General features: G+C 71.2%; 11 protein-coding genes. 8 read left to right on the forward strand and 3 right to left on the reverse strand.

The features are described 5' to 3' along the window. Window positions 1–67: 67 nt before the first annotated feature. Window positions 68–1,852 carry an ABC transporter ATP-binding protein gene (locus GQQ93_RS05920; protein ID WP_157423398.1) on the forward strand — a complete coding sequence of 595 codons (1,785 nt, stop codon included), beginning with the start codon at window positions 68–70 and terminating at the stop codon, window positions 1,850–1,852. After that, the gene (locus tag GQQ93_RS05925) at window positions 1,849–3,654 is read left to right on the forward strand and encodes an ABC transporter ATP-binding protein (RefSeq protein ID WP_157423286.1); all 1,806 of its coding nucleotides are present in this window, start codon (window positions 1,849–1,851) and stop codon (window positions 3,652–3,654) included. The genes GQQ93_RS05920 and GQQ93_RS05925 overlap by 4 nt, the downstream gene beginning before the upstream one ends. A gap of 91 nt (window positions 3,655–3,745) precedes the next feature. Here GQQ93_RS05925 and GQQ93_RS05930 read toward each other — a convergent pair whose 3' ends face one another. Next, on the reverse strand, window positions 3,746–5,023 hold the full coding sequence (locus GQQ93_RS05930) for a type III PLP-dependent enzyme domain-containing protein (protein ID WP_157423287.1): 1,278 nt from the start codon (window positions 5,021–5,023) through the stop codon (window positions 3,746–3,748). Between the two features lie 280 nt (window positions 5,024–5,303). On the opposite strand from GQQ93_RS05930, the gene GQQ93_RS05935 reads away from it, so the two are divergent. Then, a complete protein-coding gene (locus GQQ93_RS05935) occupies window positions 5,304–5,969 on the forward strand; it encodes a response regulator transcription factor (protein WP_157423288.1) in 666 nt (221 codons plus the stop codon). Continuing rightward, window positions 5,969–7,750, forward strand: a complete 1,782-nt coding sequence (locus GQQ93_RS05940) for a sensor histidine kinase (protein WP_157423289.1) — start codon at window positions 5,969–5,971, stop codon at window positions 7,748–7,750. Before GQQ93_RS05935 ends, GQQ93_RS05940 begins: the two co-directional genes overlap by 1 nt. A gap of 39 nt (window positions 7,751–7,789) precedes the next feature. On the opposite strand, the gene GQQ93_RS05945 is transcribed toward GQQ93_RS05940, so the two are convergent. Beyond that, a complete protein-coding gene (locus GQQ93_RS05945; RefSeq protein WP_212277260.1) occupies window positions 7,790–8,116 on the reverse strand; it encodes an MGMT family protein in 327 nt (108 codons plus the stop codon). A 5-nt stretch (window positions 8,117–8,121) separates the two neighbouring features. Continuing rightward, complete coding sequence (locus GQQ93_RS05950; RefSeq protein WP_157423290.1) at window positions 8,122–8,574, reverse strand: GNAT family N-acetyltransferase; 453 nt, start codon at window positions 8,572–8,574, stop codon at window positions 8,122–8,124. A gap of 210 nt (window positions 8,575–8,784) precedes the next feature. Here GQQ93_RS05950 and GQQ93_RS05955 point away from each other — a divergent pair, with 210 nt between their 5' ends. The 4 genes from GQQ93_RS05955 (at window position 8,785) to GQQ93_RS05970 (ending at window position 14,607) form a co-directional block, all read left to right on the forward strand. Next, complete coding sequence (locus GQQ93_RS05955; protein ID WP_157423291.1) at window positions 8,785–10,002, forward strand: NADP-dependent isocitrate dehydrogenase; 1,218 nt, start codon at window positions 8,785–8,787, stop codon at window positions 10,000–10,002. Window positions 10,003–10,109: 107 nt separating this feature from the next. Continuing rightward, window positions 10,110–11,990 (forward strand): heavy metal translocating P-type ATPase, encoded by a 1,881-nt coding sequence (locus GQQ93_RS05960; protein WP_157423292.1) that lies wholly within the window; start codon window positions 10,110–10,112, stop codon window positions 11,988–11,990. Window positions 11,991–12,142: 152 nt separating this feature from the next. Further along, complete coding sequence (locus GQQ93_RS05965; protein WP_246192136.1) at window positions 12,143–13,294, forward strand: ROK family transcriptional regulator; 1,152 nt, start codon at window positions 12,143–12,145, stop codon at window positions 13,292–13,294. A gap of 68 nt (window positions 13,295–13,362) precedes the next feature. After that, on the forward strand, window positions 13,363–14,607 hold the full coding sequence (locus tag GQQ93_RS05970) for an extracellular solute-binding protein (protein ID WP_157423293.1): 1,245 nt from the start codon (window positions 13,363–13,365) through the stop codon (window positions 14,605–14,607). The last annotated feature ends 42 nt before the right edge of the window (window positions 14,608–14,649 follow it).

A 14,649-nucleotide genomic window follows, 5' to 3' on the forward strand; every position in this document is an offset into this window, starting at 1 on the left:
ACCCGCGCACGAGCAGCTCGGGGCGCTTCGCGCGCTCTGGCGCCTGCGTGAATATGCGGGGCCGGCGATGCCGGCGTTCGCCGCGAGCATGGCCGCGGCGCTCGTCGCGCAACTCATCGCGCTGACGATCCCGCAGGTCCTCCAGCAGATCGTCGACGGTCCGCTCGCCGACGGCGATGCCTCGGCGGTCGTGCCGCTGGCGCTGCTCGTCTTCGGTCTCGGCGCCACCGAGGCGCTCCTCTACGCGTTGCGGCGCTGGCTCGTCGTCGGCCCAGGCACGAAGGTCGAGGCGCGCATGCGCAACGCGCTCTACGCGAAGCTGCAGGACCTGCCGGTGAGCTTCCACGACCGCTGGCCGAGCGGCCAGCTGCTCTCGCGCGCGGTCAGCGACCTCGGCCTGATCCGCCGATGGCTCTCGTTCGGGCTCGTGCTCACCGGCGCGAACCTCGTGATCATCGGCGTCGGCGTCGGCATCCTCATGTCGATGAACTGGATGCTCGGGCTCATCTTCCTCGTCTGCTCGCTCCCCCTGTGGTGGGCCGGCTGGCGGTTCGAGGGGCGCTACTCCGAGAAGTCGCGGCTCAGCCAGGACCAGCAGGGCGACCTCGCCACCGCGGTCGAGGAGTCGGTGCACGGCATCCGCGTGCTGAAGGCGTTCGGCCGGGGCAAGCACGCCCTCTCGAGCTTCCGCGCCCAGGCCGAGTCGCTGCGCCGCACCGAGATCGAGAAGGCGCGCCTCGACGCGAACATCTGGGTCTGGATCATGGTGGTGCCGACGGTGGCGCTCGCGCTGTGCCTCGTGGTCGGCGTCTGGCTGGCCGCGAACGGACAGCTCACGGTGGGCGAGCTCGTCGCGTTCTTCGCGACGGCGGCGGTGCTGGCGTGGCCGATCGAGTCGATCGGCTTCATGCTCGCCTTCGCGCTCGACGCGCGCACCGCGACCGATCGCTTCTTCGACATCCTCGACAGCGAGAACACGATCGTCGACCCGGCCGAGCCGAAGCACGACGAGCGGCCGCGCGGCGAGCTCGCGTTCTCGAACGTGCACTTCCGCTACCAGGATTCGCCCGATCGCTTCGGCGACCTGCTCGACGGCGTCGAGCTCGTGGTCGAGCCGGGCGAGACGATGGCGCTCGTCGGGCTCACGGGCTCGGGCAAGACGACCATGACGGCGCTCACCACCCGCCTCTACGACGTCACGGGCGGCTCGGTCGAGCTCGACGGGGTCGACGTGCGGGCCTTCACCCGCGAAGAGCTGCGCCGTCACATCGCGATGGCCTTCGAGGACGCGACGCTGTTCAGTGCCTCCGTGCGCGACAACGTGCTGCTCGGCCGCCCCGAGCTCGCGGGCGACGAGCCCGCGGTGCAGGCGGAGGCCGAGCGGGTGCTCGACGAGGCGCTGCGCATCGCGCAGGCCGGCTTCGCCTACGACCTCCCCGAGGGCGTCGACACGAAGGTCGGCGAAGAGGGCATGAGCCTCTCGGGAGGCCAGCGGCAGCGGCTCGCGCTCGCCCGTGCGGTCGCGGCGAAGCCCGCGGTGCTCGTGCTCGACGACCCGCTGTCGGCGCTCGACGTCGCCACCGAGGCGCGCGTCGAGGCCGAGCTCCGCTCGGTGCTCGCCGACACCACCGCCCTCATCGTGGCGCACCGCCCGTCGACGGTCATGCTCGCCGACCGGGTGGCGCTGCTCGAGGCGGGCCGCGTGACCGCGGTCGGCACCCATTCCGAACTGCTCCGCGAGAGCGAGCACTACCGATTCGTCATCTCGAGCCTCGAGGACGACGAGCGTCGCCACGGCGGAGGCGATGCTGACGAAGCATCCGAGTCGATGCGAGAGGAGGCGGCATCATGAGCGTCACCGGCGTGCAGGGAGAAGAGCGCAACGACTACTCGAAGGCGGAGTCGCGGCAGATCCGGGCCCGTTCGCGGCGCCTGCTGGGCTCGCTCCTGCGACCCCAGCAGGGCAAGCTCTGGCTGACCGCGGCCGCGGTCGTCGTCTCGTCGGCCGCGCAGGTCGCCGGCCCCGTGATCATCGCGTACGGGATCGACCAGGGCATCCCCGCGCTCATGGAGCAGGACTGGATGCCTGCGGCATTCGCCGGACTCGCGTACCTGCTCACCGGGCTCGTGGGCGCGTTCCTCATCTCCGTCTACATCAGGATGTCGGCGCGGATCAGCCAGGCCGTGCTCATCGACCTGCGGACCCGCGTGTTCCTGCACACGCAGAAGCTCTCGCTCGAGTTCCACGAGTCGTACACCTCGGGCCGCATCATCTCGCGGCAGACGAGCGATCTCGACGCGATCCGCGAGCTGATGGACGAGGGGCTCACGATGCTCGTGCGCGGCCTCATGTACATGGTGTTCACCGCGATCGCGCTGCTGCTGCTCGACTGGCAGTCGGGGCTCGTGCTGCTCGTCGCGCTCATCCCGCTCGGCATCCTGACCCGCTGGTTCCAGGTGCGCTCGCAGGCGCTGTTCCGGCGCTCGCGGGTTGCGTCGGCGAAGCTCATCGTGCAGTTCGTCGAGACGATGACCGGCATCCGCGCGGTGCAGGCGTTCCGCAAGGAGCGCCGCAACGAGCAGGAGTTCGGCGGCCTCGTCGAGGACTACCGCGATGTCAACGCGAAGGTGCTGGGCCTCTTCGCCGTGTTCAACCCGGGCCTCGCGCTCATCGGCAACGCGGCGGTCGCGGTGACGATCGTGCTCGGCGGGTTCCGGGTCATCGACGGCACGCTCGGGGTCGGCGTGCTCCTCGCGGCGGTGCTCTTCACGAAGCGCTTCTTCGACCCGATGGAGGACCTCGCGATGTTCTACAACGGGTACCAGTCGGCCTCCTCCGCGCTCGAGAAGATCTCGGGCGTGCTCGAGGAGGAGCCGAGCGTGCCCGACCCCGCGAAGCCCGTCGACCTCTGGAACGCCGAGGGGCAGGTGCGCTTCGACGGCGTCGAGTTCGCGTACACGCAGGGCCGGGTCATCCTGCCGCGCTTCGACCTCGACATCCCGGCCGGGCAGACGATCGCCCTCGTCGGGTCGACGGGCGCCGGCAAGTCGACGCTCGCGAAGCTCATCGCGCGCTTCTACGACCCGAGCGACGGCGTCGTCTCGCTCGACGGCGTGCCCCTCAGCGACCTCCACCCGAAGGACCTGCGGCGCGCGATCGTCATGGTCACGCAGGAGGCGTATCTCTTCTCGGGCTCGGTCGCCGACAACATCGCGCTCGGCAAGCCCGACGCGACCTTCGACGAGATCGTGCGGGCGGCGCAGGCCGTCGGCGCGCACGAGTTCATCGAGGGGCTGCCGAACGGCTACGACACCGACGTGAACAAGCGCGGCGGCCGGGTGAGCGCGGGCCAGCGGCAGCTGATCTCGTTCGCCCGCGCCTTCCTCGCGAACCCCGCGGTGCTCATCCTCGACGAGGCGACGAGCTCGCTCGACATCCCGAGCGAGCGACTCGTGCAGGAGGGCCTGACGAAGCTGCTCGCCGACCGCACCGCGGTGATCATCGCGCACCGTCTCTCGACGGTCGCGATCGCCGATCGGGTGCTCGTCATGGAACACGGCCGCATCGTCGAGGACGGCGCGCCCGCCGAGCTCATCGGCGGCACCGGCCGCTTCGCCGCGCTGCACGCGGCCTGGCGGGACTCGCTCGTCTGAGCGGCTCGCGCGCAGCGCGCCGCGACCACGGCAGACGGATGCCTCGCGCCCCACTCGGGCGCGAGGCATCCGTCGTCGTGGGCCCACCGTCTCAGCGCGGCGCGACCACCACGGGGGCGACCGCGCTCCCGTCGAATCCGGTCGTGGCCCGGATCGTGTACGCCCCCATGCCGGGGCTCACGACGAGGTCGCCAACGCCGAGCGGCGGCAGCGGGTGGTCTCGCGCGACGACGTCGCGACGGTCGTTCGCCGGACCCACGAGGGTCGTCGGCACCCGGTGCCGGGTGAGGAGCCGACGGGTCGCGCGATCGGTCGCGCCGTCGGGGAGCGGCTGGCTGCCGAGCTCCTCTGCGGCGAAGACCGGGCGGCGGTCGTCGTGTCGCATCGCAGGGAGGAACTCGTGCACCTCGCAGTCGAGGGCGAGCCATCGGCCGTCGGAGCGGTCGGCGCCGGCGACGACGCGCGCGACGAGGGTCATCGCGGGTGCGGCGACGAACCGGCCGGGGGCGATCACCAGCCGCAGGTGCGCGGGCGCGCCCGCGAGTGCGGCCCTGATGCGTGCGGCGACCCCGTGGAACGCGGCGGCCGGGTCGTCGGCGAGGGGGAGCCCGCCGCCGAGGTCGAGCATCTCGAAACGTGTGCCGTGCCGGCGCTCGAGCGAGCGGATGAGGGCGAGCGAACCGCGGATCGCGCGCTCCCAGACCGCCGGGTCGCGCTGCCGGTCGCCGAGATGGAAGGTGAAGCCCGCGACCCGGAGTCCGACCCGTCGGCAGTGGGCCACGAGTGCGGGCGCCTGCTCGGGGGAGACACCCGACCCGGACTCCCCGCCGGGGAACGCGAGTCGCACGAGCACGGCGACGTCGCGGGGGAGACCGGCGAACTTCGCGACCTCCGAGCGGGCATCGACGACGAAGGTCCGGATGCCCCGGAGGTAGGCGCTCGTGAGGTCGTCGACGCGCTTGACGGGGTCGACGTGCACGACGTGCCTGAGCGGCACGCCCTCGCGCTCGAGCAGCGTGATCTCTCCTCGCGAGGCGACGTCGAAGCCAGCGCCGAAGGCGTGCACCGCTCGGATCGCGGCGGGGTGCGGGAGCGCGCCGAGCGCGAAGTGGAGGTGCACGCCGGGCAGCTCGCGCCGCAGGGCGAGCAGTCGCGTCGCGATCCGATCGGTGTCGAGCACCAGGAGCGGGCTGCCGTGCGCCTCGACGAGCTCGGCGATCCGCATCCTGGCGGCATCGGCGGCGACTTCGCGGCGGACGAGCTCGCGGCGGGGCGGGAGCTCGGGGGCGGGCAGGGCGCTGCGACGACGGGGCCCGGAGCGCCGAGTGCGCTCGAGCGTGGGAGTGGGGGTGGGGGTTGCGCCGAACATGTGACCGATACTCGCCGAGGCCCTCGTCGTCCGGATCAGGAACGACCACGAATCCGACTGGGTGCACACCCTGAACCCTCGTCGGCACGCACGTCGCACGGGCAGCTTGCCACGTCGAGGGGCCGCGGGGATCCGGGTACCCCCTGAAGCGGGGGAGCGCCGCGAGCGCCGAACGCGATACAGTCACGACAGGCGGGGGCGACCGGTTCGGTCGCCCGTGCCCGTTTGACGGCTCGGATCGAATCGGTTCGGTGCCCGGGTCGGCGAAGTGGAGGTGCCCATGGACGAGACGTCTCGACCGTTGCGGGTCGCCATCGCCGACGACGCGCTCCTCCTCCGCGAGGGCATCGCGAAGGTGCTCGAGGGCGGTGGGCTCGAGGTCGTCGCCTCGGTCGGAACGGGCGAGGAGCTCGTCGAGGTCGTGCGCGCGGGCGGGGTCGACGCGGCCGTGCTCGACATCCGCATGCCGCCGAGCTACCGCGACGAGGGCATCGTCGCACTCGAGTCGCTCCGGGCGAGCGGCTCGACGATCGGCGTCCTGCTGCTCTCGATGTACGCGACGCCCGAGTACGCCCTGCGCGTGATGGGCGCAGGCAGCGGCACCGGCTACCTCCTGAAAGAGCGGGTCTCCGAACCGCAGACCCTCGTGCGCGCCGTCGAGACCGTCGCCTCGGGCGGGTCGGTCGTCGACCCCGAGGTGGTCGAGCAGCTCGTGCACCGCACCCGTGCCGACGACCCGCTCGCGCGGCTCACCGAGCGCGAGCGATCGGTGCTCGAACTGATGGCCCAGGGCTATTCGAACGGCGGCATCGCGCAGACCCTCTTCCTCGGCCTGAAGACGGTCGAGACGCATGTCCGCTCGATCCTGCAGAAGCTCGATCTCGAGGAGTCGCCCGAGCACCACCGGCGGGTGCTCGCGGTGCTGACGCTCCTCGGCGCGAGGTGATGGCCCCCGGCCGACGAGGCCGGATCATCAAGCGCACGATCGCCATCGCCGCGGTCGTCGCGCTGAGCCTCACGATGGAGATCACGGGGTTCCTCGTGTCCCCCGAGTCCGAGCGCCCCGAGGTGAGCTACGCCACCCTGCACGCGATGGTGCCGCTCGTGTTCGCGGCCTGCGCGGGCGTCGCCTGGGCGATCGGGCCCTCCCCGGTGCCGGCACGCCTCATGGTGCTCTTCCCGGTCGTGTGGATCCCGCTTCCCTTCCTCCGGGTCATCGAGGACCTCGGGTGGCTCTGGCCCCTGCTCTACGGCGTGCACCTCTGGTGGGGCCTGCTCACTGGCATCCTCGTGCTGCTCTACCCCCGCGGCGATTTCGGCGACCGCCTCGCCCGGGTGCTCGGGGCCATCGCGCTCGTGGCCTCGGTGAGCTACCTGCTCGGCACCGTGCTGCTCGCCGAGCCGCCGGCCGCGCTCTGCGACTGCGCGCCGAACCCGTACCGCATCATCGACGCCCCCGTCATGGCCGGGGTCATCGACCTCGGCTACCGCTTCATCGGCGTCGTCCTCGCGCTCGTCATCTCCGTGCGCTTCCTCGTGCGCTGGATCCGCGGCAGCGTTCCCGCACGGACGGTGGCGTTCCTCATGCCCCTGGCCCTCCTGGCCTGGGCGACGACGCTCGCCGCGCAGGCCGTGACGTACGCGGCCAACGCGACCGCCCCGCAGGTGCTCGCGACCGTGTCGCTCGTCGCGATCGCCTCGATCCCCGTGAGCTTCGTCGCGGGCATCTCGCACACGCGCAACATGCGCGCCCGCGTCGCCGACCTGATGCGCATCACCCGCGAGGGTGCCGACCGCGGACTCTGGGCCGAATCACTCGCGCGCACCCTTCGCGACGCCTCGGTGCGGGTCTACTGGTGGGACGAGGAGCGGGGCCGGTACGCGGATGCCTCGGGCGATCCCATCGAGCACGACCCCGCCGACCGCAACGGCGACCACAGCCTGCTGCCGGTGGCCTCGCCGACGGGCATGCCGATCGCGCTCATCCGGCACGACCGGGTACTCACCGACAACATGCGCCTGCTCGACGGGGTCTCGAGCGCTCTCCGGCTCTCGGTCGACAACGGGCGCCTGCGCTCCGAGATCGAGCGCACCCTCGAGCAGGTGCGTCAGTCGCGCGCCCGCATCGTCGAGGCCGGCGACGAGGCTCGGCGCCGCATCGAACGCGACCTCCACGACGGAGCGCAGCAGCACCTCGTCTCGCTCGGCATGCGGTTGCGGCTCGCCGCCAACCAGGCCCGCGACCGCGGGATCGAACCGCTCGGCGTCGAGCTCGACGGCAACATCGCGATGCTGAACGACGCGCTGAAGGAGCTGCGCGAACTCGCCCACGGCATCCACCCCTCGCTGCTCTCCTCGGGCGGGCTCGCGCTCGCCGTGCCCGAGCTCGCGGGTCGTTGCCCGGTGCCCGTCGAGATCGACGTGCAGGCCGAGGGCCGGCTGCCCGAGGTGATCGAGTCGACGGCGTACTTCGTCGTGGCCGAGGCTCTCGCGAACGTCGCCAAGCACGCGCAGGCGACCCGCGGCTGGGTGCGCGCGCACCTCGTCGATCACACGCTCGAGCTCGTCGTGCGCGACAACGGCGTCGGCGGCGCCGCGCCCGAGGGAAGCGGCATGCTCGGCATCGCGGACCGGGTCGACGCCGTCGGCGGTGAGCTGACGATCGAGAGCCCTGCGGGTTCTGGCACGACGATCACGGTCCGGATCCCGCTCGGCGCGACCGACTGAGTCCGGTTCGGGGCCCGGCCGGCGAGCCGCTGCGTCAGCTCACGGCCGCCAGCGCGCCGCGGCGAGATCGATGCGGTAGCCGTCGTCGTCAGCCGACGGGCGCAGCGGGGTGCCCTCGAGTTCGTAGTGCGGGCGGGCCCGCTCGGCGTGCCCCGCGGGTGGGCGTCCACCCGCCCGGATCACGCGCCACCACGGGACATCCGCACCGTATCTCGCCATCACCTGGCCGACGGCGCGCGCGCCGCGGGAACCGAGCATCGCCGCGACGTCGCCGTAGGTGGCGACGCAGCCCGGCGGGATGTCGTCGACGACGGCGAGCACCGCGTCGACGAACCCGGGCGGCTGCTCGGGGAGTGCGCGGACCACTGGCCTCAGAGCTCGAGTGCGCCGATCACGTCGCCGTAGGCCGTCTCGCCGATGTCGACGAAGCCGACGCGGTGGAAGAACGCCTCGGGGCCCTCGTCGCCGGGCTCCCACAGCACCGTGATGCGGTCGAAGCCGCGGCGCTTGGCCTCTTCGGCGAGTGCGGTGGCGAGGAATCGGCCGACGCCCTTGCCCTGCACGTCGGCGTCGACGTTGATGCGCCAGATGCAGGCGCGGAACTCCTCGTGCGGGTTCTCGGGGTCGAAGTTGCCGTGGATGAAGCCGATCACGCGGTCGCCCTGCAGCGCGACGCGCTGCCAAGCGGTCTCGGGGTTCACGACCGAGGCCTCGGCCGAATAGGTGACCGGCGCGATGAACTGCTCCTGGCCGGGCTTCAGCGACAACGAGTTCGCGGCCACGATGTTCGACGCGGACAAGTCTTCCAGTCTCAGCTCAGCCATAGCGCCAAGGCTAACCCGTGATGCGCGAGGTCGGTAGCAGGGATGTCCCTGAGTCGACCCCGAGCGGGCGCGACGGCGTCGTCCGCGCGACCGGAGCACCGCTCTGTTGTCTCGATGTCGAGATATTCTGCCGACGCGGTAAGCTGGCAGACGGCGTGTCCGCCCACGAGACTTCCTCAAATTCCCCGAGAGATCCAAGGAGAACTCAACTTGTCCAAGATCAAGGTTGAAGGCACCGTCGTCGAGCTCGACGGCGACGAGATGACCCGCATCATCTGGCAGGCCATCAAGGACCAGCTCATCCACCCGTACCTCGACGTGAACCTCGAGTACTACGACCTCTCGATCCAGAAGCGCGACGAGACCGACGACCAGATCACCGTCGACGCGGCGCACGCCATCCAGAAGCACGGCGTCGGCGTCAAGTGCGCGACGATCACGCCCGACGAGGCGCGCGTCGAGGAGTTCGGCCTCAAGAAGATGTGGCGTTCGCCCAACGGCACGATCCGCAACATCCTCGGCGGCGTCATCTTCCGCGAGCCGATCATCATCTCGAACATCCCGCGCCTCGTGCCCGGCTGGAACAAGCCGATCATCGTCGGCCGCCACGCCTTCGGCGACCAGTACCGAGCCACCGACTTCCGCTTCGAGGGCGAGGGCACTCTCACGATGACCTTCACCCCGAAGGACGGCTCGGAGCCGCAGCAGTTCGAGGTCTTCCAGTCGCCGGGCTCGGGCGTCGCGATGGGCATGTACAACCTCGACGAGTCGATCAAGGACTTCGCGCGCGCCTCGCTCAACTACGGCCTCTCGCGCAACTACCCCGTCTACCTCTCGACGAAGAACACGATCCTGAAGGCCTACGACGGCCGCTTCAAGGACCTCTTCCAGGAGGTCTTCGACACCGAGTTCAAGGCGAAGTTCGACGAGGCCGGCCTCACCTACGAGCACCGCCTCATCGACGACATGGTCGCGGCCAGCCTCAAGTGGGAGGGCGGCTACGTCTGGGCGTGCAAGAACTACGACGGCGACGTGCAGTCCGACACCGTCGCGCAGGGCTTCGGCTCGCTCGGCCTCATGACCTCGGTCCTGGCCACGCCCGACGGCAAGGTCGTCGAGGCCGAGGCTGCGCACGGCACCGTCACGCGCCACTACCGCCAGCACCAGCAGGGCAAGCCCACCTCGACGAACCCGATCGCCTCGATCTACGCCTGGACGCGCGGCCTCGCGCACCGCGGCAAGCTCGACGGCAACCAGGAGCTCATCGACTTCGCGGCCACCCTCGAGGACGTCGTCATCAAGACGGTCGAGTCGGGTGCAATGACGAAGGACCTCGCGCTCCTCGTCGGCCCCGAGCAGGCCTACCAGACGACCGAGGAGTTCCTGAACTCCATCGACGCGAACCTCAAGGCGCGCCTCGGCGCGTAATCGGGCGCCGCGACCGCGGTGATCGATCCGAAGGGCGGATGCTTCCCAGCATCCGCCCTTCGTCGTGCTTCCCCGGTTCGCACGGTCGAGCAGGGCAGGATGGGAGCATGGCTCGCACGCTGAAGCTCGCCCGCCGGTACTGGGTCGTCACGCTGACGGTCGCGATCGGGGCGCTCGGCATCGTGCTCGCGCTCGCCGGCGCGGGCGCCGCCGTGCCGTGGATCTTCAGCGGCTACGCGCTCGTCGTCGCCGCCTGGCAGGCGGTCGGCATGGTCCGCGACATCCTCCGCGGCCACTGGGGCCTCGACATCCTCGCCATCACCGCGATCGTCGCGACCGTGCTCGTCGGCGAGTACATCGCCGCGCTCCTCGTGGTGCTGATGCTCACGGGGGGCGCCGCGCTCGAGGACTACGCGAATCGCCGCGCCAAGCGGGAGCTCGACGCGCTGCTGACGCGCTCGCCGCAGCTCGCGCACCGCCTCGACGGCGACGACCTCGTCGACGTGCACGTCGACGAGGTGCGACCGGGCGATCGGCTGCTCGTGCGGCCGAGCGAGATCGTGCCCGTCGACGGCGAACTGCACTCGGCCGAGGCCGCCTTCGACGAGTCGTCGCTCACGGGCGAGAGCGTGCCGGCCGAGAAGCAGCGCGGCGACGCCGTGTTGAGCGGATCGGTGAACGGGCAGGCGGCCGTCGAGATCGTGGCCACCGCGACGGCCGGCGACAGCCAATACCAGCAGATCGTGTCGCTCGTCGCCCAGGCCGCCGAGTCGAAGGCGCCGGTCGTGCGACTGGCCGACCGCTACGCCGTGCCCTTCACGGTGTTCTCGCTCGCGCTCGCGAGCGTCGCATGGTGGGTCTCGGGCGACCCGGTGCGATTCGCCGAGGTGCTCGTGCTCGCGACGCCGTGTCCGCTGCTCATCGCCGCGCCGGTGGCCTTCATCGGCGGCATGAGCCGGGCCGCGCGCAACGGCGTGATCGTCAAGGGCGGGGGAGTGCTCGAGCTGCTCGCGCGGGCGAAGACCGCGGTGTTCGACAAGACGGGCACGCTCACGCACGGGGCGCCGAAGCTCGTGGCGATCAGGCCCGAGTCCGGCTTCTCGGCCGACGAGCTGCTGGGCCTCGTCGCCTCGGCCGAGCAGTACTCCTCGCACGTGCTCGCGGCCTCGATGATCGAGGCGGCGAAGCAGCAGGGGTTGTCGCTCGCGGAGGCCGAGTGGGCGCGCGAGGCCGCCACGAACGGGGTGACGGCGAAGCTCGGCGACCGCGAGGTGGTCGTCGGGAAGTTCGCGTTCGTGCGGGCGCAGGCCCCCGAGGCGCGGCGCACGGCCATCGCGCCGGGTGAACTCGCCGTGTACGTCGCGGTCGACGGGCGCTACGCCGGCGCCCTGCTCGCGAGCGACCGCCTGCGCGCGAACGCGAAGACGACGCTCGCGAGGCTCGACGAGCTCGGCGTGCACGACACGATGATGCTGACGGGCGACGCGCAGGCGACCGCCGACCACATCGCGGCGGAGCTGGGCATCACGCGCGTGCGCGCCGACTGCCTGCCGGGCGACAAGGTGCGCGAGGTCGCCGCGGTGGCCGCGCGGCCCGTCATCATGGTCGGCGACGGCGTGAACGACGCCCCCGTGCTCGCGGCCGCCGACGTCGGCATCGCCATGGGGGCGAAGGGGGCGACGGCGGCGAGCGAGTCGGCCTCGGCGGTGATCCTCGTCGACGACATCTCGCGGACGGCGAAGGCCGTCGAGATCGGGCGCGACACCGTGCGCATCGCGCTGCAGAGCATCTGGATCGGGATCATCGTGAGCGTGGGGCTCATGATCATCGCGGCCTTCGGCGTGATTCCGGCGACGATCGGCGCCCTGCTCCAGGAAGTGGTCGACCTCATCGCGATCCTGGCGGCTCTGCGCGCCGTCGGCGGGCGGCTCGATGCGCGGGGCGAGGATCGCGCCGTGGCATCCGATTCACGCGTCGGCGTCGCGTAGATCACGAATCGGTAACGCAGGCGCGAAGTCGTGTCGAACACTTGCGTCTGGTTTGTTCGTAAGGTTTACTAACAAACGTGACTGCAACGGATGCGCAGCGAGGCCCGGTCACCACGGAGCCGACGCCCCCCACCTCGGTGGCGCATTCCGACCTGCTCACCGTGCCGTTCGCCGGCGCCCCGATCTTCACCCGCTCGCGCGCGCTCCGGCCCACCGGCAAGGTGCTGCCCGAGCACGCTCGCAGCCACAATCGCGCCCTCGTGCTGCAGACGCTCTACAGCTCGGGCGCCCAGAGCCGTGCCGACATCGCCCGAGAGACGGGCCTGACCCGCGTCACGGTCTCCGACCTCGTGGCCGAGCTCATCTCCGAGGGGCTCGTCGTCGAACTCGGCCAGCGCGAAGACGCCCGGCCCGGCAAGCCCGCCACCCTCATCGACGTCGCCCGCGACGCGTTCCAGATCATCGGCCTCGACCTCTCCGAGCACGAGGTGTTCCGCGGCGCCGTCACCGCGCTCGACGGCACCATCGCCGAGCGCGCCGAGCTCGCCCGCGACGGTGCGACCGGCGAGGAGGCCGTCCGGCTCGTCGAGGCGCTCGTCGACCGGCTGCTCGGTCTCACGACCATTCCGGTGCTCGGCATCGGCGTCGGCTCGCCCGGTGTGGTCGACCCGCTCGGCGTCGTGCGCTCGGCCCCCAACCTCGGCTGGGTCGACCTGCCGCTGCAGGAGCGCCTCGCCGCCCGAACCGACCTCCCCGTGCACGTCGCGAACGACGCGAACGTCGCGATCCTCGCCGAGCACGGCGAGACCGCGCCCGGCGAGCTGCTGCTCGTCAAGGTCGGGCACGGTGTCGGCGCCGGACTCATCGTCGGCGGCCGCCCCGTCATCGGCGGCGGATTCGCCGCGGGCGAGATCGGCCACGTCGTCGTCGGCACCGACGGCGGCCCGCGATGCGCGTGCGGCAAGGACGGATGCCTCGAAGCCTGGGTCGCCGAGCCCCGCCTCCGGGCTCAGCTCGAGGCGGTCGGCGCCGACCGCGAGGTGATCCTGCATGAGGCGGGCCGCCGGCTCGGCATCGTGCTCGCGCCGGTCGTCGGCGCCCTCAATCTGACGGAGGTCGTGCTCAGCGGCCCCGCCGATCTGCTCGACGGAGCCTTCCACGAGGCGACCGTCGACACGCTCCGGAAGCGGACGATGGCGGAACTCAACCGTGATCTGAGGCTCCGGATGTCCGAGCAGGCTGAGGACATCGTCCTCCGCGGCGCGGCCGTCATGGTCCTCTCCGGACAACTCGGAGTCTCGTGAGGGACTCCAGGCACCAAGGGTGACAGCGAACCCCCGCTGTTTCCCCACCCCATGAAAGGAAACGACAAATGAGGAAACTCGGCATTGTGGCGCTCGGCGCTGCTGCTGCCCTGACCCTCGCCGGTTGCAGCACCGGTGGTGGGAACGAGTCGGCCGACGGTGGCGACATCACGGTCTGGGTCGTCGGAAGCGACACCCCTGAGGACGCGCGCGCCTACCTCAAGGACACCTTCGAGTCGGAGAACGACGGTTGGACCCTCACGGTCGAGGAGAAGACCTGGGCCGACGTGAGCGACACCTACGCAGCTGCGCTCCAGTCGAACGACTCGCCCGACGTGGTCGAGGTCGGCAACACCCAGACGGCGAGCTTCGCCGACCAGGGCCTGTTCCTCCCGCTCGACGACTTCAACAGCGACGACTACCTGCCCGGTCTCGTCGAGTCGGCGACGTACGACGGCGAGCTCTACGCCGCGCCGTACTACGCCGGTGGCCGCATCGTGTTCTACAGCAAGCAGATCCTCGGCGACACCCCCGTGCCGACGACGCTCGACGAGTACGTCGCCACCGGCAAGGAGCGCCGCACCGACACCGTCTCGGGCATCTGGGCTCCGGGCCGCGACTGGTACAACGCGCTTCCCTACGTCTGGGCGCACGGCGGATTCATCGCCGAGCAGGACGGCGACGAGTGGAAGGCCGGCTTCTCCAGCGAAGGCGGCGTCGAGGGTCTGACCCAGCTCCAGGACGTCTACCTCAACGCCTCGAACGCGGCGAAGGACGGCGACGAGACCGACCCGCAGGTGCCGTTCTGCGCCGGTGAAGACGTCTTCCTCTCGGCTCCCGCGTGGGTGCAGTGGTCGATCACCGCTCCGGCCGACGCCGAGGCTCCCGGCTGCCCCGACACCTACGGTTCGGACCTGACGGCGTTCGCGCTGCCGGGCCTCGAGGCGGGCGAGACCGCGCCGATCTTCGCCGGTGGCTCGAACATCGCCGTCGCGACGAAGAGCGCGAACCCCGAGCAGGCTCGCGCCGCGCTCGACATCATGGCGAGCGCCGGCTACCAGGATCTCCTGGCCGCCGGTGGCCTGACCCCGGGCCTCACCGCTTCGGCGGAGAACCTGCCCGACACCGAGATCGCGAAGGCCCAGGCCGTTGCGCTCGAGAACTCGAAGGTGACCCCGACCACCCCGAAGTGGGCCGAGGTCGAGGCTGCGCAGATCATCCAGGAGGCGCTCGTGAAGATCGCCCAGGGTGGCGACGTGGCGGCCATCGCGGCCGACCTCGACGCGCAGATCGAGGAGATCCTCAACAGCTAGCCTGTTGAGCCCCGGCGGGGGCGGAGTCCCACACAGCTCCGC

Source organism: Agromyces lapidis, assembly GCF_009749405.1.
In the GTDB taxonomy this organism is placed as follows: Bacteria; Actinomycetota; Actinomycetes; order Actinomycetales; family Microbacteriaceae; genus Agromyces; species Agromyces lapidis.